Genomic DNA, 23,680 nt, shown 5'->3' with positions numbered 1-23,680 from the left:
CCACTGCCCAAGCATGGGCATTTGAAGTCGCTGCACGTTTTTCCGTCACTCGGGCAATTCGTCGGCTGGTCGCTCCGCGTCACACTGCACGGAGCCGCAGGTCGCCTGTTTTTTGGGGAGGATCACGGTGAAGAACAGTTACGCGCGCACCACGTTGTCTCATGCACTGGCCACCGCATTGCTCGGCATGGCCGCTGGCAGCGCCTGGGCGCAGACCGCACCGCCCACAGAAGCCCCTGCGGTGCAGGCGGCGCCAGCGCCCGCGGCGACCGGCGACGATGCGGTGAAGCAACTGGATACGGTCACCGTCTCCGGCTACCGCCGCAGCATCCAGTTCTCCACCGACGCCAAGCGCGATTCGGTGACCTTCAGCGATACCGTGTTCGCCGAGGACATCGGCAAGTTCCCGGACATGAACATCGCCGAGTCGCTCAACCGCATCCCCGGCGTGCAGCTCGCGCGCGACGTCAATGGCGAAGGCCTGAACATCGCCATCCGCGGCCTGGGCACCAGCTTCACCAAGACCACGCTCAACGGCGCCAGCATCGCCACCGCCTCGATCGGGATCAACGCGCAGAACCAGAACCGCGAGGTCGACCTCAACCTGTTTCCGACCGAGTTCTTCACCCAGCTGACGGTGAGCAAGACGCCGACCGCGAGCATGCTCGAAGGCGGCGTGTCCGGCGTGGTCGACATGCGCAGCGCGCGGCCGTTCGATCGGCCCGGCACGCATCTGACCTACCAGCTGCAGGGCGACTGGAACAGCACCAGCGAAAAGACCACGCCGCGCGGCGCCGTGATGGGCAGCTGGACCAACGAAGCCGGCACCTTCGGCGCGCTGTTCGGCGTGGCCTCGGTGCGCAGCAAGATCGGCGTGGAAGGGTTCGAGACGATCGGCTGGACCAATCCGGGCCTGACCTACGCGCAATGCGGGCTGACGCCGCCGGCCGGCACGCCGTCGACCAACCAACCGGCCGCGTGCAACGCCAACGGCGGCGGCAACTGGCGCATCCCCGACACCGTGCCGGTCACCGCCGGCGCCGGACTCACTCCGGGAGAGAGCATCGACGCCGCCTGGTTGCTGGCGCACAACCCCGGCCTGAGCATCGCGCAGATCAGCGACGCACTGATCCCGCGTCTGGGCCGCCGCGTGCAGATGCAGGGCGACCGCGACCGCGACGCCTCGGTGATGTCGCTGGAATGGCGGCCCAGCGACACCGCGCATTTCTACCTGGACACGATGTTCTCCAAGGCCAAGCGCACCACCGATCGGACCAGCATGAACCTGATCGGGCGCAACGGGAACATGATCCCGCTGGACATGCAGCTGGACGGCAACAACGTCGTTACCGAGGCCACCTTCACCAACGCCCAGTATTTCCTGGAAGCGCGTCCGTACCACGAGGACGTCAAGTTCTGGAGCGTCAATCCGGGCGCCGAACTGCTGTTCGGCGCGAACCAGGACATCAAGCTCAACGTGCAGGCCAATGCCACGCGCAGCTGGATGGAGCGGCAGTCGCCGAGCATCCTGGTGACCTCGCCGTTCACCACCGTGGACTACAGCAACACCGGTGGCGACCAGCCCTCGATCGACAGCCCGCTGGACCTCAACGATCCGAACCTGGGCTGGAGCTGGACCGGCGGCCGGCTCAACATCAGCAACGAGAAGCGCGAGACCGAGACCCGCGGCGCCCGTGCCGACCTGCAGTTCGGTGAGGACAAGCGCAACATCAAGGTCGGCGTCGCCTACGACCAGGCCGAGCGCCGCATCCGCGGCTTCGACAACAGCACTGCCTGGGAGACCCTGGTGTGTCGTGGCGCCGGCACCACCTGCACCGGCGGCCCCGGCTCGCTGATCCCGCAATCGGCATTGGCCTCGTACCTGAAATCCGGCCAGGGCGGCTTCATCACCGTGGATTTCGATCGCTTCCTGCGCGACAGCGGCTACTACGGCCTGAGCGCCGCCGCGCCGGAGACCAACGCCGCCAACACCGGCGCCTCCACCGGCGGCATCGAGGAAAAGAACTGGGGCTTCTACGTCGAGACCAACGCCGAGACCGACGTGTGGAACCGGTCGATGCGCTTCAACGCCGGCGTGCGCTACGTGACCACCGACCAGACCATCAGCGGCCCGGTCACCGTCGGCGGTGTGCGCCGCTACCAGGTGCTGAACTCGGACTACAACGAACTGCTGCCCTCGTTCAATGTGGCCTGGGACGTGGCCGACAGCGTGGTGCTGCGCCTGTCCGGCTCGCGCACGCTGACCCGGCCCGATCCCAGCGCAATGCTGCCCAACACCAACTTCAGCGATCCCTCCGCGCAGACCGCCACCCAGGGCAATTCCAACCTGGCGCCGTACCGGTCCACCAACGTGGACATCGGCGGCGAGTGGTACACCGGCGGCGAAGGCTTCGTCGGCCTGACCCTGTTCGACAAGCGCATCGACGGCTTCACCGTCAACGGCGTGCGCCGCATTCCGTTCCAGGATCTGGGCGTGGCCTACAGCGACCTGACCGCGACCCAGCAGGCCGCGATCGACCAGCGCGGCGGTCCGAACGCGGCGACCGTGGACGTGCAGACCCAGGTCAACGCCGACGGCACGCTCAACATCCGCGGCCTGGAAGCGATCTGGGTGCAGCCGCTGGACCGCCTGCTCGACGGCCTGGGCTTCAGCCTCAACTACACCCACGTCAAGCAGGAGTCCGAGGGCGACGGCATCCAGGCGGTGGCGGTGGGCGTGGCGCCGAACCTGTGGAACGGCACCGTGTACTGGGAGAAGAACAACGCCTCGGTGCGCCTGTCCTACGCCTGGAACGACGACATGATCATTTCCGGCGCCAACCAGAACGGCATTCCCGACGCGCGGCTGATGGCCGACGCGCGCGGGCAGCTGGACCTGTCGGCCAGCTACACGCTGGCGTGGATGCGCTCGGCGCCGCAGATCACCCTCAACGTCACCAACCTCACCGACGAACCGCTGCGTACCACCTTCCAGTATCCGAACGCCACCTACGACCTGTACCAGCCCGGACGCACCATCATGCTCGGTATCCGCGGCTCGTTCTGATCCTGGCGCCGGGCGCGGTGCCCCGCTGCGGCGAGGCACCGCGCGCGCGGCCGGCAGTGGGCCTGCGGCCAGACGCGCCGCAACCGCTGCACCTGCTTCCGCGTTCGCCGTACCCTCGTCCTCCGGTCCCTCTCCCGGCGGAGAGGGCAGCAAGCTCCTCCCGCGACTCCCAGGCCCATGACCAGCACGCACCGCCTCCCGCTCAGCGAAAAGATCGGCTACAGCCTGGGCGACCTGGCCGCCAACCTGATCTTCCAGACCCTGATCACGTTCCTGGCGTTCTTCTACACCGACATCTACCGCATCCCCGCCGGCACCGCGGCCACGCTGATCTCGGTGGTCGGCCTGTTCGGCGCGCTGGTGTTCACGCCGCTGGTGGGTGTGCTCGCCGACCGCACGCGCACGCGCTGGGGCAAGTTCCGGCCGTGGATCCTGTGGACCGCGCTGCCGTTCGGCGCGATCTCGCTGCTCGCCTTCAGCACCCCGGCGCTGAGCGAGCAGGGCAAGGTGATCTACGCGTTCACCACCTACACCTTGCTGGTGCTGATCTACGTCGCCAACAACCTGCCGTATTCGGCGCTCAGCGGCGTGCTCACCGGCAGCATGGAGCAGCGCAACAGCCTGTCGGCGTACCGCTTCTTCGCGGTCACCATCGCCCAGTTCGTGATCCAGGTGCTGCTGCTGCCGCTGGTGCTGATCCTCGGCGGCGGCGACAAGGCGCAAGGCTTCCAGCGCACCATGGCGCTGTTCGCGGTGGTCGGCACGATCTGCTTCCTGATCACCTTCCTCACCACCCGCGAGCGGGTGCTGCCGATCGCCGCCGAACCGTCCAGCGTGCGCAAGGATCTGGGCGACCTGGTCCGCAACAAGCCGTGGCTGGTGATGCTGGCGCTGACCATCCTGGTGTTCGTCAACCTGGCGATGAAGGGCGGCATGTACGTGTACTACTTCAAGTACTACCTGGATGCGGCGGCGTTGACGCGCTTCCTCGACCAGGCCGGGTTCAACGGGTTCATCGCCAGCATCAACGGCTTGCTCGCCAGCGCCGGGCTGACCGCGCTGCACTGGCCGCAGGACGCGCCGACCTCCGCCTTCAGCGTGTTCAGCGCCGGCGGCATCCTGGCGATGATCGTCGGCATCGGCTGCTCCAAGCGCCTGGCCGACCGCTACGGCAAGCGCAACGTGTTCGGCGCGGCGCTGCTGGTGTCCACGCTGTTCCTGCTGGCGTTCGCGGTGTATCCGCCGCAGGCGATCGGCCTGGTGTTCGGCTCCTACGTGCTGCACGGGTTCTTCTACGGCATCACCATCCCGCTGCTGTGGGCGATGATCGCCGACGTGGCCGACTACTCGGAGTGGAAGAACCACCGCCGCGCCACCGCGATCATCTTCTCGGCGATGCTGTGCGGGCTGAAGGTCGGCCTGAGCGTCGGCGGCGCGCTGGTCGCCGGCTTGCTCGCGTTCTACGGCTACGACGCCGCGCTGCCGCAGCAGAGCGCCGCGGTGACCGGCGGCATCCGCCTGGCGGTCAGCGTGTACTGCGCGATTCCGTTCCTGCTCGGCGTGGCGCTGCTGTTCCTGTACGAGATCGACAAGGCGCTGGAGTCGCGCATCGAACGCGACCTGGACACGCGCCGCCTGCAGGCCGCCGCGCTCGGCAACTGACGCTTCCTCCCCCTCACGCTCTAGGTACGCAATGTCCGCCGACACCGATGCCGCAGACCTGCGCAGGCTGGCCAGCAAGGCCATCTCGCAACCCCTGGTGACCCACATGTACACCGCTGATCCGTCGGCGCACGTGTTCGAGGGCGCGTTGTACATCTATCCCTCGCACGACATCGATGCCGGCATCGCCTTCAACGACGACGGCGGCCATTTCGACATGGAGGACTACCACGTGTTCCGCATGGACAGCGCCGACGGCCCGGCGGTGGACTGCGGCGTGGCGCTGCATGTGAACGACGTGCCGTGGGCGCAGCGGCAGATGTGGGCGCCGGACGCTGCGTGCAAGGACGGACGCTACTACCTGTATTTCCCGGCCAAGCGCGCCGACGGCATCTTCCAGATCGGCGTGGCCATCGGTGCGCGCCCGGAAGGGCCGTTCGCCGCCGAGCCGCAGGCCATCGACGGCAGCTACTCGATCGATCCGGCCGCGTTCGCCGACGACGATGGCGAGCACTACCTGTATTTCGGCGGGATCTGGGGCGGGCAGCTGCAGAAGTACCGCGACAACGTCTACGCGCAGGCGCACGAGGAACCGGCCGATGCCGAGCCGGCGCTGGGCCCACGCGTGGCGCGGCTGCGCGCGGACATGACCCAGTTCGCCGAGCCGCCGCGCGAGGTCAGCATCGTCGACGAACACGGCCAGCCGCTGTTGGCCGGCGACCATGCGCGCCGCTTCTTCGAAGCGCCGTGGCTGCACAAGTACGGCGGCCGCTACTACCTGTCGTATTCGACCGGCGACACGCATCTGCTGTGCTATGCGATCGGCGATTCGCCCTACGGCCCGTTCACCTACCAGGGGCCGCTGCTGAGCCCGGTGATCGGCTGGACCACGCACCACTCCATCTGCGAGTTCCAGGGCAAGTGGTACCTGTTCTATCACGACGCCATGCTGTCCGGCGGCGTCACCCACCTGCGCTCGATCAAGCTCACCGAACTGCAGCACGACGCGCAGGGGCGCATCGCCCTGGTCCATCCGTACGGGGAGTGAGGACGGCGCGGGCCGGTCGGTTCACGTAGCCGGCCGCGACCGGCGCGCCGGAACGGATCACCGGTTCGCGATTCCCGACAGGGCGCCGCCGCCGATCCAGCTGCCGTCGCCATGCACGGTGACGGCAGCCCCATCTGCTGTGTATGCTCGGGCCTAGTGGAAGACATGACGCCCGCCGAGATCTCCTTGCGCATCGACGCCCTGCGTCGCGAGCACCGTGCGCTCGACGAACAGATCCAGCGCACCCCGGCCAACCTCGACGACGAACTGCAGGCCAAGCGGCTGAAGAAGCGCAAGCTGCAGCTCAAGGATTGCATCATGCGCCTGGAAAACCTGCTGATCCCCGACGAACCGGCGTGAGCGCGGCGACGTTCTTCAGCATCGGCCACTCCACGCGTGGCCTGGACGCGTTCCTGGAGATCCTGCACGGCGCGCAGATCGCGCACCTGGCCGACGTGCGCGCGTTTCCGTCCTCGCGGCGCTTTCCGCAGTTCGACGGCAGCGCACTGGCGCGCAGTCTGGCCGCGGCCGGCATCGGCTACACGCACTTCCGCGCGCTGGGCGGGCGCCGCGGCAAGCAGCCAGGCATCGACCCGCAGCGCAACGGCCATTGGCGCAGCGTCAGCTTCCACAACTATGCCGACTACGCGCTGGGCACCGAATTCGGCGAGGCCTTCGCCCACCTGCGCGACCTCGGCAGCCGCGGCGCGTGCGCGGTGATGTGCGCGGAAGCCTACTGGCGCCAATGCCACCGCCAGATCGTCTGCGACCATCTGCTGCACCACGGCCACCCGGTGATCCACCTGATCGATGCCAGGCGCCAGGAGCTGGCGGTCCTCAACCCCGCCGCGCGCAGCGATGCGAATGGGCAGCTGGTGTATCCGGCGGATGTCGCGCCTGCCGGGCCGGTCACTGGCGATCTGTTCGGCGGCTGAGCGATTCGACCCGCACGCTGTCACCCTGTAGGAGCGGCTTCAGCCGCGACAGGGTCTCGCCGGGTGGTGTCTGTCGCGGCTGAAGCCGCTCCTACAGATATGCCGTTAGCGGCGAGAAAAGCACCATGCGGTGGAGCCGCTCAATCCTGCGGCACCACCGGCTCTTCCGGCTTCGCCGCTTCCGGGCTGACCCGCTCGATCGTATGGCGCAGTTCGCGACCAAGAATGAACTTGGCGTCCTTGGCCCATGCGTCCAAACGCTCGTCGAACATCAGTTTGCTGTTCTCGTCCGGCCACACCAGCTTCAGTTCGCGCAGCTTCTGGATGAAGCCGCGGAACAGGGTCTTGTCGAAGAATTCCGGCGCGGCCGGGGCGTACAACAGGCTCAGGCGTTGCGCGGCCTGCTGGCACAGGCTTTCCAGTTCGCCGGCGCCGAGCTTGCCGGGGCCGTTCTTGACCAGCACCGAAATGGCGATGTAGTAGCGCTCGAACGCCTGCTGCAGCGAATGCCCGATCGCGCGCAGGCGGAACACCTCGTCGGTCTGCCCGGTGTTGCGCGCCAGCACGCCGCCGTCGTCGTCGTTGACCTGCAGCAACAGCCCTTCGCGTGCGAACACCTCGATGGTGCGCTCGATGCGCTCGGCGAACTGGTCCTCGCTCCACGGCAGGAACAGTTCGGCCTGCAGGAACGGGTAGACGGTGCGGCCCAGCCGCAGCAGGCCGGAGCGGCTCATGCGGCGGTTGTTCTGGAAGCAGCACGCCACCCACGAGGAGGCGGTGAACAGGTGCAGCACGTTGTTGCGGAAGTAGCTCAGCAGCACCGCGTTGTCGCCGTTGACGCTGAGCACGTCGCCGAGCGGATGCGGCGTGCGGGTCAGCACGTTGATCTCCTCGGCGTGGGCGATGATGCGCTCGGGCGAATGCGGGGTGACGGTGACCCGGTCCGAGTACGGCAGTTCGGCCAGCAGTTTCTTGCACAGTTCGATCTGCGCGATCAGGTCGGCTTCGCCCATCGCGTGCTTGGGCGTGGACAGCAGCGCCAGCGCCAGCAGGTTGACCGGATTGACGTCGGCGGCGGCGTTGATGTGCACCTGGATCTGCTCGGCCAGCGCATCGACGGTGCCGTTCAACCAGCTCGGTTTCTCGTCCTCGCCCAGCGGCTGGCCGTCCCAGTCCGGCGCGCGCTGCGCCAGCACCTGGCTCAGCGCGATCGGCTCGCCGAAGTTCACCACCACCTGGCCGTAGTTCTGCTTGAGCACCTTGGGGATGCTCCACAGCAGGCCCCAGATCGATTCCTTTTCCTTGGGCCGGCCGCTGAGTTCGTCCAGATAGCTGTTGCCTTCCATCAGCTTCTCGTAGCCGACGTAGATCGGCTGGAACAGCACCGGCTTGCGCGGCTGGCGCAGGAACGCGCGCAGGGTCATCGCGATCATGCCGCCCTTGGGCTGCAGCAGCCGGCCGGTGCGCGAGCGCCCGCCTTCGACGAAGTACTCGATCGAGTAGCCGCCGGCCACCAGCTGCGCCACGTATTCGCTGAGCACCGCCGAGTACAGCGCGTTGCCACGGATCGAGCGGCGGATGAAGAACGCGCCGCCCTTGCGCAGCAACTGTCCGACCACCGGCAGGTTGAGGTTGATGCCGGCCACGATGTGCGGCGGCACGATGCCGCGTTCGTACAGCAGGTAGGACAGCAGCAGGTAGTCCATGTGGCTGCGGTGGCTGGGCACGTAGATCACTTCGTGCCCGGGCGCGGCCTCTTTGAGCTTGTCCAGGTGGTGCACCAGCACGCCGGCGTAGATGCGGTTCCACACGTGGGTGAGCAGGAAGCTGGCCGAACGCACCACCGGGCTGGAGTAGTCGGCGGCGATTTCCCAGGCATAGGCGTGGGCCTTGCGCCAGGCGTCCATCGGTTTGCTGTTGTCGCGCTTGGCCTGCGCGGCGATCGCTTCGCGCACCGGTTCGGCGGCCAGCACCTGGTCCACCAGCAGGCGTCGGGTCGATAGGTCCGGCCCGATCACCGCCTCGCGGATGCGCCGGAAATGCGTGCGCAGCACGCGCTGCAGCTTGCGCACGGTGCGTTCCGGCGGCAGCCCTTCCTCGATCGTCAGCCGCATCGACACCGGCGGGGCGAAGCGCACGATGGTGCTGCGGCCATTGAGCAGCACGCCGAGCAGGCGGCGGAAGCTGCCGACCAGCGCCCAGTTTTCCGAGAACAGCACCGCGAACCAGCCGCTCTGCTTGTCCGGGGCGCGGCCGACGAAGATCGACACCGGCACCAGGTGAATGTCCAGGTCCGGGCGTTCGCGGTGCGCCTGCAGCAGCTTGGCCAGCGAATCGGAGTGGGTCTTGGCGCCGCGCTGCTCGGGGATCAGCGCGTTGTTGCTGCTGCGCCGCGACAGCGCCAGATAGGCGCGCTTGCGCCCCAGCGGATCGCCGGGCAGCGGCACCAGCGGCGACGGCAGGCCGGCCTCGCGGCAGGCCTTGTCCAGGATCAGCGCGTTGGACAGGCCGTAGTCCTCCAGCACGTAGACCACCGGACGGCCGTCGTCGTACTGGCCGGGTTCGGCCGGTTCGATGTTCAGGCCCAGCCACGGATCGGCCACGCGCCCGAGCAGGCGCGCCCACAGCGGCCGCTTGGCGGCGCGCGCGGCGAGCACCGGGCTCGGCAGCGCGGCGGCGCCGGTGGCCGGCGGCACGCTGCCGGCGGCATCGCCACCGGTCGCGGAGGCGGGCGCGTGCGCCGGGTCCGAGGCGCGCGCAGCCGCAGCGTCGTCGGGGAAGGGTAGGGGGTTTTGTTCTGGCATCGGCGTCATTATCGCTTAGCCGGCGTTGCGGAGTCGGCGGGCGGCGCCGTCGGCGCCTCGGCCGGGGCCGTGTGCGGTGCCGCGGCGGCGGCCAGCAATGCGTCCACCTCGTGCAGGGTATCGCGCAGGTACCAGCGGCCCTGGCGGCGCACCAGGACCGCGGTGGTGTCGATCTGCGCGCTGCCCAGCGGGTACTGGATGCGCACCACCGCCTGATCGCCCTGCTGGCTGACCAGCCCCGTGCGCAGTTCGCGCGCGCTGGCGTCCAGGTCCAGGCCATAGCCGGCCAGCACCGTCTTCAGCTCGCCCAGGAACGGCCCGAGCCGCTGCAGGCTCTGCTCCATGCCCAGGCCGCGCAGGTCGGCGTCGCTGCGCAGGCCGGTGCGGCGCGCGGCGGCGCTGAGCTGCGCGATCGCCGCCTGCGCGCGCTTGCGCTCGGCCAGCGGCGCGTGTTCGGCCCAGCCGCTCAGCGCCTGCACCAGTTGCACGTAGTGGCCGCGCTGTTCCGGGGTGTAGTCGCCCTGGTTGCGCAGGTATTGCACGCCGAACAGGCCCAGCGAGTGCGCGGCCTGGCGCAGGCTCGCGGTCTGTCCGCCGAACTGCGCGTCGAAGGCGCGCTGCAGCTGGCGTTCGGCATCCGGCGCGGACAGCGTGTCGAGCACCTCGGGCAGGCGTTCGGCCAGCGGCAGCTGGGTCAGCGGCCAGCGGCTGCGGTCTTCGCTCCAGGCCTGCTGCAACCGTTGATAGTGCGCGGGCGGCACCGCGGCGCGGGCATAGCCGGCCAGGTCGTTGCGCTGCAGCGTGTGCGCCAGTTCGCGCACGGCCGCGGCCGGTTCGGCGCTGGCGCCGGGCAGCTCGGCGGGGCTGCGCTTGCACCCGGACAGGGCCAGCGCGGCCAGCAGCAGCGCGGGAACGACATGCAAGGGCGTGAGCCGGGTCGGACGTGGCGACATATGGTGCTGGCTCGTTCCCCAAAACGTTCCGCATCTTGCTGGGCGCGCGCGATTCGGGCAAGCCGTGCGCCGCTGGCGGTGCGGTCGTGGCGATTGCCGCGGCTGGATGCCGATGTCGCATCGGGACAATTCCTGACCCGATCGGACCGGTCGAGACAACGATGTCGGTGCGATGTCGGCGTATCGCACAGTGTGCCGCCACATTACGCAATGTTGCGGCGCATCATGTAACCGCTTGCAGTTGCTGTTACCGTCCGCCCACCTTGCCTCGAGGTGGTACTGGACGGGGGTCCCAGTGCGATACATGTCCGAAATCTTCCGCGCACTGTGTCACGCTGGTATCGGCCGTGGCGGATTGACCCTGGCCGGCGTCCTGTGTGGCCTGGCCATGACCCTGCCCGCGCACGCGCAGGACGGCCGTTTGCCGCCGCGCGAGGCATGGCGCGCGTCCAGTTCTTCCAGCCAGGTCAAGGCGCAGGCGATCGGTTACCTGATCGACGGCGATGCCACCACCCGCACCGGCGGCGCGTTCAGTCCCGGCCATTGGTTCCAGGTCGATCTGGGTCGCGAGGCGCGGCTCGGCGGCGTGCGCCTGCAATGGGACAGCGCCAATCCGGAAGGTTTCCTGCTGCAGGCCTCGCGCGACGGCCAGCGCTGGGACACGGTCTACACCATGGCCGATTCGATGGGTGGCACCGAAACGCTGTTCTTCGCGCCGCGTAGCGCGCGCTACCTGCGCCTGGCCAGTCCCGAACGCACCGCCGACTGGGGCATCTCGATTTTCGAGATGGAGCCGCTGGGCGAAGCGGCCAGCGCGCGCCTGCGCGGCGTGCCGGCGGATGCGGCGGCGGCGCTGTGGCAAGGCGGCGCGGCGCTGGCCATGCCCGGCAAGGGCGCGCAGCCGCGGCAGCTGGACATCGCCTTCCCGCGCGCCTTCGCCAGCGCCGGGCTGATCGTCGAATTCGCCGGCGCGCATGGCGCGGCGCGGCTGCAGGCGCAGGACGCCGCGGGCCGTTGGCGCACGCTGGCCGAGGATCCGCAGGCCGGGCAGAGCGACAGCGCCTATCTGGCCGGCACCGCGCCGGTCGAGGCGCGCGCGCTGCGGCTGAGCGTGGATGCCGCGCCCGGCGCCGCCGCACCGGCGCTGCGGCGCCTGCGCCTGCTCGGGCCGAAGGCGGTGATGACGCCGATGAAGCGCTACCAGGTCGCCGCGCAGCGCAGCCAGGGCGCGCTGTTCCCGGCCTCGCTGCACATGCAGCAGACCTACTGGACCGCCGTCGGCATCCACGCCGGGCGGCAGAAATCGATCTTCGACGAGTACGGCAACCTGGAGGCGTGGAAGGGCGCGCCGCTGGTGCAGCCGCTGTGGCGCGATGCGTCCGGCGCTGCCGCCGGCGCCGACGGCCATGCGCTGACGCATGCGCTGCGCGATGGCTGGAAGCCGATGCCGTCGGTGAGCTGGTCGCCGCAGCCGGGGCTGGAACTGCGCAGCGAGACCTTCACCATCGAACACGGCGGGCAACCGGTGACGCTGCTGCGCCACCGCCTGCGCAATACCGGCAGCAGCCCGGTCAGCGGCACGCTGTCGCTGCTGGTGCGGCCGATGCAGATGAATCCGCCGTGGCAGAACGGCGGCCTGTCGCCGATCCACGACATCGCCGTCGAGGACGCCGCGGTGCTCGTCAACGGCCGCCTGCTGCTGGAATCGCTGAGCACGCCCAGCGGCGCCGGCGCCGAGGCGTTCGGCACGCACGGGGAAACCGAGATCACCCGCCATGTCGCCGCCGGCACCGTGCCGGCGCAGCGCGCAGCGCACGACGCCGACGGCCTGGCCGCGGCGATGCTGAACTACGCGGTGACGCTGGCGCCGGGCGCGCAGCAGGACGTGGTGCTGGCGTTCCCGCTCGGTACCGCCAGCGCCGATGCGCAGGGCCGGCTACCACCTGCACCGGCGCTGGATCGCGCCGCGCTGCTCGGCGCCGATGCGCGCGACTCCGGCCGCGGCTTCGACGCACTGGCCGAGCGCGTGTCCGCCGACTGGCAACGCCGGCTCGGCAACGTCGGCCTGAGCCTGCCCGACGCCAGCCTGGTCGACATGCTGCGCGCGCAGGCCGCGTACATGCTGATCAACCAGACCGGCCCGGCGATGCAGCCCGGCCCGCGCAACTACAACCGCTCCTTCATCCGCGACGGCATGGCCACCTCGGCGATCCTGCTGCGCATGGGCCAGGCCAAGGTCGCGCGCGACTACCTGCAGTGGTACAGCGACCACGCGGTGCACCCGAACGGGCTGGTGTCGCCGATCCTCAACGACGACGGCAGCGTCAACGACGGCTTCGGCTCGGACCTGGAATACGACAGCCAGGGCGAATACATCACCCTGGTCGCCGACGTGGCGCGCCTGGATGGCGGCCCGGACAGCGTGCGCGCCTACCTGCCGAAGGTGAAGCTGGCGATGCAGTTCATGCAGCAACTGCGCGAGCGCACCCTGGTGCCGGGCTACATGGGCGAGCAACCGGCGCCGGAACGCTTCCGCGGCATCCTGGCGCCATCGATCAGCCACGAAGGCTATTCCAGCCCCACCCACAGCTACTGGGACGACTACTGGGCGCTGAAGGGCTGGCACGACGGCGCATGGCTGGCCGAGTCGCTGGGCGACAAGGCCACCGCGGCCTGGGCGCGCGAGCAGTACGCCGCGCTGCGTACCTCGCTGGCCGCCTCGATCCGCGCCACGATGGCGTGGAAGGGCGCCGACTTCATCCCCGCGGCGGCCGACCTGGGCGACGGCGATCCGAGCAGCGTGTCGATCGCGCTGGATCCCACCGGCCAGCAGGACCTGCTGCCGGAACCGGCGCTGCGCACCACCTTCGCGCGCTATCTCGACGACGTGCGCAAGCGCAAGCAGCCCAACGCGCTGTGGGCGTATTCGCCCTACGAGATGCGCAACGTGCTGACCTACGTGCACCTGGACCAGCCGCAGGTCGCCGACGAACTGCTGCAGGACATGCTGCGCGACCGCCGCCCGTTCGAATGGCAGGTGCTGGCCGAAGTGGTGCATTCGCGGCCGCGCTTCCCGCGTTACCTCGGCGACATGCCGCACACCTGGATCGGCGCCGAGTACGCGCGCACCGTGTTCGGCATGCTGATGCACGAGGGCGACGACGCGCTGGTGCTGCTGCCGGGCGCGCCGCCGGCCTGGGTCGAGGGCGAGGGCCTGGCGGTACAGCGCCTGCCCACCGCCTACGGCCAGTTGAGCATGCGCGCGCGCCAGCGCGGCGACACGCTGCGGATCGAGCTCGGCAGCGGCCTGCGCGCGGGCACCGCGGTGCGCGTGGCCTGGCCCTCGCGCACGCGGCCGGCGCAGCTGCGCGTGGACGGGCGGCGCATCGACGCCTACGACGCCGCCGGCGTCGTGCTGGCCAAGCCGTTCCGGACCCTGGAGGCACGCTGGTGAATCCGCGCATCGCACACGCGCCGGAACAGCGCGCCAGCATCACCATCAAGGATGTGGCGCGCCTGGCCAACGTCTCGGTGGCGACGGTGTCGCGCACCATGAACGGCCACCAGCACGTGGCCGAACCGGTGCGCGCGCGCGTGCTGGAAGCCGCGCGCACCCTGCACTACGTGCCGCACCATGCCGCGCGCAGCCTCAGCAGCCGCCGCACCCACACCATCGGCGTGGTGTTGCCCGACCTGCACGGCGAGTTCTTCTCCGAACTGATCCGCGGCATCGACACGGTCGCGCGCGAGCGCGGCCTGCACCTGTTGGTGTCCAGCTACCACGGCGAGCCGGAAGAGCAGCGGCTGGCAGTGCGGCGCATGCCCGGGCGCGTGGACGGGCTGCTGATCATGTCGCCCTATCTGAGCACCGACGCCGACGAGGCCGCCGACATGCTGCCCGGCACGCTGCCGGCGGTGCTGATGAATTGCGCCGAGCGCATCGCCGACGCGCAGGTGCTCAACGTGGACAACTACGGCGGCGCGCGGGCGATGACCCGCCACCTGCTCGACAGCGGCCATCGCCGCATCGCCTTCATCGCCGGGCCGGACGACAACTTCGACGCGCGCGAACGCCTGCGCGGCTACCGCGACGAGTTGCACGAGCGCAGTCCGCAGACGCTGCCGCGGGTGCTGCCGGGCGACTTCGACGAAGCCTCCGGCTACCGCGCCGGACAGGCGCTGCTGCAGGGTGAGCGTCCGGACGTGGTGTTCGCGGCCAACGACATGATGGCGTTGGGCTGCCTGTTCGCCTTCACCCACGCCGGCCTGCGCGTGCCCGACGACATCGCCCTGGCCGGGTTCGACGACGTGCCGATGGCGCGCTACGTGCACCCGGCGCTGACCACAATGCGGGTGGACATTGCCGGCTTCGGTGCGCGCGCGATGCAGATGCTGATCGCTGCGCTGGAACCGCAGTCCGCCGCGGCCGCCGCACAGGCCCCGCTCGCCACCGATATCGCTCCGCAACTGATCGTCCGTGCGTCCAGTGCCCAGCGAGGAACCGCCATGGACTGACACCGCCCATCGCGTTTGGCCATCACCGTTTGCATCCAACTAGAAGAAACAACGAATGAACCCGTTTACTGCCCTGGGAGGGGTTTCTGTCATGAAGAGAAAGCGTTCCGCTTCCAATATGCCCGCACGCAGCCTGCTGTGCTGCGCCCTGGCGACCAGCCTGTTCGCGACGATGCCGGCGATGGCGCAGTCCAGCAACGCGATCCTGCGCGGCCAGGCCCAGGCCGGCGCCGAAGTGATCGTCACCAACACCGCCACCGGCTCGGTGCGTCGCACGCCGGTAGGCGCCAACGGCAACTACACCGTGATCGGCCTGCCGCCGGGCAGCTATACGGTCGAGTCCAACGGCGTCAAGCGCAGCGTGACGCTGCAGGTCGCCTCCTCGTCCACGGTCGATCTCGACGCCAGTGCGGCTGCCGCGCCGAGTGGCGACGCCACCACGCTGGGCACGGTCAACGTCACCGCGCCGCCGTCGCTCAAGGACGTCAAGACCTCCGAGGTCGGCAACGTCGTCTCGCTGCACCAGATCCAGCAGCTGCCGCAAGCCACGCGCAACTTCCTCGAGTTCGCCGACATCGTGCCGGGCATGGTCTTCACCATCGACGGCAACGGCAACACCAAGCTGCGCGGCGGCGCCGCCAACGCCAGCGCCGGCAACCTGTACATCGACGGCGTCGGCCAGAAGAGCTACGTGCGCAGCGGCGGCATCGCCGGCCAGGCCGATACCCAGGGCAACCCGTTCCCGCAGTTGGCGATCGGCGAGTACAAGGTCATCACCTCCAACTACAAGGCCGAGTACGGCCAGGTCAGCGGCGCGGCGATCACCGCGGCGACCAAGTCCGGCACCAACGAGTTCCACGGCGAGGCGTTCTACCGCTATACCGACCAGGACCTGCGCGACAAGCGTCCGGACGAGGACAACGGCAAGATCGATTCGCAGACCAAGGAATACGGTTTCTCCCTGGGCGGCCCGATCCTGCAGGACCGCATGCACTTCTTCGTCGCCTACGAAGGCAAGGAGAACGTCGCGCCCAAGAGCGTGCAGGCCGAGGCCAATGCGCAGCCCTTCGTCGGCGTGTTGCCGGCCAACCTGTCCAGCCAGTTCGGCGCGGCGAACATGCCGTTCGAAGAGGACTTGGTGTTCGGCAAGATCGACTTCGAGCCGACCGATCGCGACCGCATCGAACTGAGCACCCTGTACCGCGACGAGACCCAGATCGCCAACGTCGGCGGCCTGAACACGCCGGAGCAGGCCACCAACAAGATCAACAAGGACAAGCGCTCGACCCTGCGCTGGCAGCACAGTGCCGACAGCTGGTACAACGAGCTGATCGTGGGCACCGAGGATTCGGAGAACAACCCGACCGCCAAGACGCTCGGCAACGGCATCCTCTACAAGTACCTGGCACCGCGCGCCGGCTCCACCGATGTCGACGAGTACACGTTCCTGGCCACCGGCTCGGCCGGCGGCTCCACCGTGCAGCGCAAGAGTCAGAAGGGCTGGTTCCTGCAGAACGACCTGACCTTCACCAGCTTCGAGTGGCATGGCGAACACACCATCAAGATGGGCGTGAACTACAAGGACGTGAAGCTGACCTCGCAGGACGCGGCAGCGGTGAACCCGCAGTTCAGCTACGCTGTCGATGCCAATGGCGTCGCCGCCACGCCGTACCGCGTGGATTTCGTCGCCCCGTACACCACGGCCGGGCAGCGGGCGACGGTGGAGTCGCCGTCCAAGCAGTACGGCATCTACATCCAGGACGACTGGGCCGCCACCGACAAGTTGATGATCAACGTGGGCGTGCGCTACGACTACGAAGATACCCCGGCCTATACCGACTTCGTCACTTCGCAGGCCTTCGTCGACGCGCTGTACGGCGACGATCCCGACAACCCCGGCCAGCCCTGGGCCAACCGCCTGCTGCCCAGCGGCATCAATGCGGCCGATTACATCAGCACCGGCAAGAACCGCAAGAACTTCAAGGACGCCTGGGCACCGCGTCTGGGCTTCTCGTACGATTTCTTCGGCGACGAGACCGCAGTGCTGCACGGCGGTGCCGGCCGTTCCTACGACCGCAACCTGTTCGAGCAGCTCGCGCTTGAAACCAGCAAGGCCGCGCTGTCGCCGGTCGCGGTGTACTTCGAGAACCCGGCCACCGGCCAGTGCTTCCGCAACGATCGCACCTGCGCTCCGTGGGATCCGCGGTTCCTCAATGGCGTGGACCAGCTGAACACCATTCCCGGCGTCAGCGGCAGCGCCGAGTTGTTCATCTTCAACAACAACATCAAGACGCCGTACAGCGACCAGTACAGCATCGGCATCAGCAACCAGGTCGGCGACTGGTTGACCGACGTGACCTTCCAGCGCGTGCTCAGCTACGACGGCTTCGTTATGTCGCTGATCAACCGCTATCCGGACGGTTCCTACTTCCAGAATGGCAGTGTGCCGTGGGGCGAGCCGGTACCGGGCTACCAGAACACGATCATCGGCAACAACGGCCTGGAGCAGCGCAGCAGCCAGTTCCTGCTGTCGGCGGAGAAGCCGTACACCAAGGAATCGGGCTGGGGCCTGTCGCTGTCCTACACCCACACCAGCGCGCGCCAGAACCGCAACATCGACGAGCCGTTCGCGTTCGACAAGCCGACGGTCGGCGACTATCCGTTCGTGAAGTCCGATGCGGTCTCGGCGCACCGCTTCGTCGCCTCCGGTTCGATCGACGGTCCGTGGGGCGTCACCTTCGGCGCCAAGGTGGTGTTGGCCACGCCTGAGCCGATCAACACCATCGCCTGCTACGGCAAGGTCGATGCGGATGGCGGCACCTGCCAGCAGGTCGGCGTCACTCCGCCGGGCAGCGGCAAGTTCCTGGTCGGCGGCAAGATCTGGGGTTACCGCACGGTCGACTTCCAGGCCAGCAAGGACTTCTCCGTGTACAACGACTTCAAACTGTCGGCGCGCATCAACCTGCTCAACGCCTTCAACTTCAAGAACTACTCGTCGTATGCGTACAACGGTTTCGGCACCAATGGGAGTTTCGACCCGGACATCACCATCAACAGGACCGGCGAGATCAACTACGTGCCGCGCACCGTGACCTTCGAGATCGGCGCCAAGTTCTGATCCACCGCATCGCCCACGCGCGTGCCCGACCGGCGCGCGTGGGGTTTTTCCGGACGGGGCCGCTTGGCCCCGTTCGCGTATCGGATACTCCCTTCTTTCCGCACAGGACCGCGCACGCATGATCGCCGCCCCTCTCCGCAACCTGGTCATCGTTGGCGGTGGCACCGCCGGCTGGATGGCCGCCGCCGCGCTGGCGCGCGTGCTGGGCCCGGACTACCGCATCACCTTGATCGAGTCGGAACAGATCGGCATCGTCGGCGTCGGCGAGGCCACCGTGCCGCACATCAAGGCCTTCAACAACCTGCTCGGCATCAACGAAGCCGAGTTCGTGCGCCAGACCCAGGGCAGCTTCAAGCTCGGCATCGAGTTCGTCGACTGGCACCGGCCGGGCACCTCCTATATCCATGGCTTCGGCACCGAGATCGGGCATACGCTCGGGCTGCTGCCGTTCCAGCAGTATTGGTTCAAGCAGGCGCTGGCCGGCAAGGCCAAGCCGCTGGGCGCTTATACGCTCAACACCGTGGCCGCCAAGCGCGGCAAGTTCATGACCTCGGCCAGCGATGCGCCGCCCAATTCGCCGCTGGCCAACATCGCCTACGCCTACCATTTCGACGCCTCGCTGTACGCGGCGTTCCTGCGCCGCTACTCCGAGCAGCGCGGGGTGACCCGGCGCGAAGGCATCGTCGAGGAGGTGCAACTGCATCCGGAATCGGGCGATGTGCTCTCGGTGCGGCTGGCCTCGGGCGAGGTGATCACTGGCGACCTGTTCATCGACTGCTCCGGGTTCCGCGGCCTGTTGATCGAACAGGCGCTGCATACCGGCTATCACGATTTCACCCACTGGCTGCCGTGCGACCGCGCGCTGGCGGTGCCCTGCGCCAAGGTCGGCCCGCCGACGCCGTACACCCGCGCCACCGCGCGCGCGGCCGGCTGGCAGTGGCGCATCCCGCTGCAGCATCGCACCGGCAACGGCTACGTGTATTCCAGCGCGCACATCAGCGACGACGAAGCCGCGGCCACGCTGCTGGCCAACCTGGACGGCCCGGCGTTGGCTGATCCGCGCCCGCTGCGCTTCGTCACCGGACGCCGCAAGCAGGTGTGGAACCGCAACGTGATCGCGCTTGGCCTGGCCAGCGGCTTCATGGAGCCGCTGGAATCCACCAGCATCCACCTGATCCAGTCCGGCATCTCCAAGCTGCTGGAGCTGTTCCCGCGCGAGGGCATCAGCCCGGTGCTGGTGCAGCGCTACAACGACCGCATCGCCTTCGAGTTCGACCGCATCCGCGATTTCCTGGTGCTGCACTACACCGCCACCGAGCGCGACGACAGCGACTTCTGGCGGCAGTGCCGCAACATGGCGATCACGCCCGAGCTGCAGGCGACGCTGGACCTGTTCGGCGACAGCGGCCGCTTCTACCGCAACGGCGACGAGATGTTCGCCGAGATCAGCTGGGTGCAGGTGATGGTCGGGCAGGGCATCCTGCCGCGTGCCTATCACCCGCTGGTGGACCAGGTGCCGGCCGCTGACATCGAACGCTTCGTCGCCAGCATCGAGCAGACCATCGGCCATTGCGTGGACGCGATGCCGCCGCACCAGGCCTTCATCGACCGCTATTGCGCCGCGGCGCCGCGCTGAGCGGGTGCGCCCGGCCGCGCGCCGGGCATAAAAAAAAGAGGCCTCGCGCACCAAGGCGCGGGCCTCTTCAAAATCCGACCGAAGCCGGAGAACGGTTTGTGGCGCATCTCCGGCAAAGCCGGACGCTGCGCATGCTACCGGCAGTACGCAGCTAATGCAATGGTTTAAGTTTTATTGGCTAAGTCGTTGATATTTATTGATCGATCAACGCACTGCCGCATTCGCCAAGGTGGCGGCGATCTCTTGCTGGATCGCCTCGGCCGCAGCACGGGGGTCGGCGGCCTGGCGGATCGGGCGGCCGACCACGATCGCATCGGCGCCATCGGCGAAGGCCTGGGCCACGCCGACGGTGCGCTGCTGGTCGTCGCCGACCGGGCCGCCGGGGCGGATGCCCGGGCACACGATCGAGAAGCCGGCGCCGGTGGCGCGGCGGATCGGCGCCGCTTCCTGGCCGGAGGCGATCACCCCGTCGATGCCGGCCGCTTGCGCGGCCAGGGCACGTTCCACCACGACGTCCTGCGGTTCGCGGTCGATGCCCATCGACGCCAGGTCGGCGCGGCCCATCGAGGTCAGCACGGTCACCGCCAGCAGGCGCATGTCGCCGCCGTTGGCCTCGGCCGCGGCCTGCATCATCGCCGGATGCCAGCCGTGGATCGTGCAGTAGTCCACCGGCCACTGCGACAGGCGCCGGATCACCCCGCCGACGGTGGCCGGGATGTCGAAGAACTTCAGGTCCACGAACACGCGCTTGCCGCGTGCGGCCAGCGTCTCCAGCACGTCGAAGTACTCGCCGGAGGCCAGCAGCTCCATGCCGATCTTGTAGAACGCCACCGCGTCGTCGAGCCGATCGATCCACTGCAGCGCCTCGGCGCGGCCGGGCACGTCGAGGGCGAAGATCAGCCGTTCGCGCGCCTCGAGCGCCAGTGGCGCGCGGCTCACTGCGCCAGCTCCAGCGCGTCGCGCTTGGCCTGGTGGCGCGCGGCGCGCGGCTGCGCGAAATCGTTGTTGAACAGCGCCGGCTCCCAGGAGCCGTAGCTGGGGTTGGGCAGCATCCACCAGCGCTCGCCGAACCAGTCGTGGTACTGCTGCAGCAGCTGCGCGCGACCGTCCGGGGTGTTGGCCACGACCTGCACGAAATCGCCGAGCTGGTCGCCGAACTGCATCAGCACGCGGTACTGCTGGCCGACCAGCTTGCGCCGGCAGTTCTTCTCCGAGCCGTTCTGCTCGCAGTCCTTGACCACCGTGCCCAGGCCCAGCAGCACGCTGTTGTCGGCCACCGGCAGGCCCGCGCTGCGCAGGTTGGCCAGGGTCGCGTCGGTCAGGTGCACCGCGCGGTTGGACACGTACAGCACGGTGATGCCCTTGGCGCTGGCCGCCTTGGCGAAATCGACCACGCCGGGGATCGGCTTGGCCTTCTTCTCGGACACCCACTGGTCCCAACTGACCTCGTCGAACTCCTTGCCGTTGCGGATCAGCCGCGCCTGGTACGGCGAGTTGTCCAGCACCGTCTCGTCCACGTCCATCACTACCGCCGGCTTCAGCCCGGTCGCGGCGTTGCCGCGTTCCTCCGGCACCAGCGCGTCCCAGTTGGGCTCCTGCAGCGCCGCATCCAGGCGGTCGGCGGCGGCGCGGTAGGTCTGCTCGGCGACCGCCCGGTACTCGGCCGAGCGCTGCATCCACAACACCGCGTTGAGGTTGTCGTCGCCGGCCACGGCGGCGTCGGCGGTCTTGGCGGCCGGCGGTGTCGCGGCATCGGTGGCCGGCGCCTGCGGCTTGCAGGCGGACAGGGCGAGCACGGCGCAGGCCAGTGCGGTGCGGGCGATCGGGGTCATCGGGCGCGGGAACCTAGGCGGGGAATCGAGCGATTTTAGCGGGTTGCGGCGGCGCTGGCGCTGCGGCACCGCCGTAGCGGCCGCGGCCGGGCGTGGCCGCGATGCACATCCCCGGCGGGCGCCGAAGCGGACGCGCTCGACGCCTCGCCGTGTGACAAGTGTGCGCACGGTCCATGGAAAGCGCGACCGGGTTCATGGAAGCGCATCAAAGCTAGGGAATTCCCCCACAGGGCGTCAGGAAGCCCCGGATTGTGCGGTTGCTGTGGTGTGCACCACAGTCTGCCTCGCCTGCGCGCGATGCGCAGTGCACTCGGAAGGATGCGATCGACGCCCTGCGCCTAGCGGGGATACGCCGGATGCGTGACAGGGGAAAAGGTGTGAGTGTGTCGAGGAAAGGACTCTCTCTGATGGCCGTGGCTGTCGGCGCGCTGGCGTGTCTGGCGATTCCGGCGTTTGCGCAGGAACTGCCGACCACGCTGGACCGCCAGGAACAGCTGCGCCAGGCCGAGGAGGTGCAGCGCAAGCAGGAACAGGACCGGCAGGCGCCGTTCGCCGGCCCGCGCGAGCCCGTGGCGCCGGCCGACATGCGCAGCATCGCGCTGCCCACCGAAACCCTGTGCTTCCCGATCCAGCGCATCCAGCTGGGCGGCGCCGGCGCCGATGGCGCGCGCTTCGCCTGGCTGTGGCTGTATTTGCGCCAGTACCAAGGGCGCTGCATCGGCCGCGAGGGCATCGATCTGATCCGCCGCCGCGCGCTCGACCAACTGGTCGCGCGCGGCCTGGTCACCACCCGCATCGGCGTGCCTGAGCAGGACCTGTCCAGCGGCCGCTTGCGCTTCGAACTGATGCCCGGCCGCTTGCGCCAGGTCCGCGTGGCGTCTGCCGATGGCCAAGCCTTCTGGCGCAGCGCCTTGCCGCTGCGGCCGGGCGACTTGGTCGACCTGCGCGCGATCGAGCAGGCCGTGGAGCAGTTCAAGCGGGTGCCCTCGCAGGACGCCAAGATCGATATCGCCCCGGGCGAGCAGCCCGGCGAGTCGGACCTGGTGATCACCCTGCAGCACAGCCGGCGCTGGCGCAGCGTGCTCAACGCCGACGACTCCGGCGTGCGTGCCACCGGCCGCGCGCAGGGCGGCATCGACTTCGCGCTGGACGCGCCGCTAGGCATCAACGACCTGCTGTCGATCGGCTACAACCACGACCTGGTGGACCATGGCGCCGAGCGCGGCACGCGCGGCAACAGCCTCAGCTACAGCGTGCCGTGGGGCTGGTGGACGTTCGCGCTGTCGCTGTCGTCCTACCGCTACCACCAGCGCGTGGACGGCTACCTGCAGAGCTTCCAGTCCAGTGGCGAATCCAACAGTGCCCAGCTCGACCTGCAGCGGGTCATCCATCGCAACGGCAGCAGCAAGACCTCGCTCGGCGTGGTCGTGGCCAAGCGCGAGGCGCGCAGCTACCTGGACGGCATCGAGATCGGCATCCAGCGCCGGCACACCACCAGCGCCGAGGCCTACCTCAGCCATCGCCGTTACCTGGGGCCGATGCAGCTGGACCTGCGCCTGGCGCACCGCCGCGGCACGCCCTGGTTCGACGGGCAATGGACCGGTTACGACCCGGCAGTGGGTTTCCCCAGCTTCCGTTACGGGGTCACCACGCTGGATGTGAGCACCGGGCTGCCGTTCAAGCTCGGCAGCGTGGCCGCCAGCTGGGACAGCAGCCTGCACGCGCAGACCGCCTCGCAGCTGCTGCTCGGCTCGGAGTTCATCAGCATCGGCGGGCGCTACAGCGTGCGCGGCTTCGATGGCGAACGCACCCTTGGCGCCGAACGCGGCGCGTACTGGCGCAACACGCTCAACATGCCGGTGCAGCGCCTGGGCATCGTCCCATACCTGGGCGTGGATGCCGGCCGCATCGGCGGCCCCAGCGCCAGCGGGCAGGACGGACGCAGCCTGGTCGGCGCCTTCGTCGGCGTGCGTGGCGCGCGCGGCGGGCTCACCTGGGACGGCTTCGCCGGCTGGGATCTGCACGCGCCGCGCGATTTCGATACCGCGCAGCCGGCCTACGGCGTGCGTGTGACCTATCAGTTCTGATCCCCGGGCCGCCGTTTGGCGGA

General features: G+C 68.8%; 14 protein-coding genes. 10 read left to right on the top strand and 4 right to left on the bottom strand.

Annotation, left to right across the window (positions count from 1 at the left end; translation table 11 throughout):
• Positions 1-127: 127 nt before the first annotated feature.
• From HEP74_RS21320 to HEP74_RS21300, 5 genes are all read left to right on the top strand, one after another.
• Positions 128-3,067, top strand: coding sequence for a TonB-dependent receptor (locus HEP74_RS21320; RefSeq protein ID WP_185814566.1), 2,940 nt, complete (start codon positions 128-130; stop codon positions 3,065-3,067).
• A gap of 177 nt (positions 3,068-3,244) precedes the next feature.
• Positions 3,245-4,729 (top strand): MFS transporter, encoded by a 1,485-nt coding sequence (locus HEP74_RS21315; protein WP_185814565.1) that lies wholly within the window; start codon positions 3,245-3,247, stop codon positions 4,727-4,729.
• 31 nt (positions 4,730-4,760) lie between these two features.
• Entirely contained in the window at positions 4,761-5,777 is a 1,017-nt protein-coding gene (locus HEP74_RS21310) for a glycoside hydrolase family 43 protein (protein ID WP_185814564.1), read from the top strand.
• Positions 5,778-5,942: 165 nt separating this feature from the next.
• Entirely contained in the window at positions 5,943-6,137 is a 195-nt protein-coding gene (locus tag HEP74_RS21305; protein WP_003469862.1) for a YdcH family protein, read from the top strand.
• Positions 6,134-6,712: a DUF488 domain-containing protein gene (locus tag HEP74_RS21300; RefSeq protein WP_185814563.1), complete on the top strand. Its 579-nt coding sequence runs from the start codon at positions 6,134-6,136 to the stop codon at positions 6,710-6,712. The genes HEP74_RS21305 and HEP74_RS21300 overlap by 4 nt, the downstream gene beginning before the upstream one ends.
• A 140-nt stretch (positions 6,713-6,852) precedes the next feature.
• Here the strand turns inward: HEP74_RS21300 and plsB are convergent, their stop codons facing one another.
• Positions 6,853-9,525, bottom strand: coding sequence for a glycerol-3-phosphate 1-O-acyltransferase PlsB (gene plsB / locus HEP74_RS21295; RefSeq protein ID WP_185814562.1), 2,673 nt, complete (start codon positions 9,523-9,525; stop codon positions 6,853-6,855).
• The gene (locus HEP74_RS21290) at positions 9,525-10,469 is read right to left on the bottom strand and encodes a hypothetical protein (RefSeq protein WP_185814561.1); all 945 of its coding nucleotides are present in this window, start codon (positions 10,467-10,469) and stop codon (positions 9,525-9,527) included. Before HEP74_RS21290 ends, plsB begins: the two co-directional genes overlap by 1 nt.
• A gap of 388 nt (positions 10,470-10,857) precedes the next feature.
• On the opposite strand from HEP74_RS21290, the gene HEP74_RS21285 reads away from it, so the two are divergent.
• From HEP74_RS21285 to HEP74_RS21270, 4 genes are all read left to right on the top strand, one after another.
• Positions 10,858-13,923 (top strand): galactose-binding domain-containing protein, encoded by a 3,066-nt coding sequence (locus HEP74_RS21285; protein WP_185816757.1) that lies wholly within the window; start codon positions 10,858-10,860, stop codon positions 13,921-13,923.
• Positions 13,920-14,984: a LacI family DNA-binding transcriptional regulator gene (locus HEP74_RS21280; RefSeq protein ID WP_185814560.1), complete on the top strand. Its 1,065-nt coding sequence runs from the start codon at positions 13,920-13,922 to the stop codon at positions 14,982-14,984. The genes HEP74_RS21285 and HEP74_RS21280 overlap by 4 nt, the downstream gene beginning before the upstream one ends.
• Positions 14,985-15,075: 91 nt before the next feature.
• Complete coding sequence (locus tag HEP74_RS21275; protein ID WP_185814559.1) at positions 15,076-18,102, top strand: TonB-dependent receptor domain-containing protein; 3,027 nt, start codon at positions 15,076-15,078, stop codon at positions 18,100-18,102.
• A gap of 118 nt (positions 18,103-18,220) precedes the next feature.
• Positions 18,221-19,738 (top strand): tryptophan halogenase family protein, encoded by a 1,518-nt coding sequence (locus HEP74_RS21270; protein ID WP_185814558.1) that lies wholly within the window; start codon positions 18,221-18,223, stop codon positions 19,736-19,738.
• 204 nt (positions 19,739-19,942) lie between these two features.
• Here the strand turns inward: HEP74_RS21270 and pyrF are convergent, their stop codons facing one another.
• Both pyrF and HEP74_RS21260 read right to left on the bottom strand, forming a co-directional pair.
• Positions 19,943-20,677, bottom strand: coding sequence for an orotidine-5'-phosphate decarboxylase (gene pyrF, locus HEP74_RS21265; RefSeq protein WP_185814557.1), 735 nt, complete (start codon positions 20,675-20,677; stop codon positions 19,943-19,945).
• Positions 20,674-21,570, bottom strand: a complete 897-nt coding sequence (locus HEP74_RS21260) for a 5'-nucleotidase, lipoprotein e(P4) family (protein WP_185814556.1) — start codon at positions 21,568-21,570, stop codon at positions 20,674-20,676. The genes pyrF and HEP74_RS21260 overlap by 4 nt, the downstream gene beginning before the upstream one ends.
• A 407-nt stretch (positions 21,571-21,977) precedes the next feature.
• Between HEP74_RS21260 and HEP74_RS21255 the strand changes: the two genes are divergently transcribed.
• On the top strand, positions 21,978-23,657 hold the full coding sequence (locus tag HEP74_RS21255; RefSeq protein ID WP_185814555.1) for a ShlB/FhaC/HecB family hemolysin secretion/activation protein: 1,680 nt from the start codon (positions 21,978-21,980) through the stop codon (positions 23,655-23,657).
• The last annotated feature ends 23 nt before the right edge of the window (positions 23,658-23,680 follow it).

Source organism: Xanthomonas sp. SS (assembly GCF_014236835.1).
Taxonomy (GTDB): Bacteria; Pseudomonadota; Gammaproteobacteria; order Xanthomonadales; family Xanthomonadaceae; genus Xanthomonas_A.
Note: the sequence above shows the minus strand (reverse complement) of the source record. Positions and strands in the feature narration are given on the sequence as shown.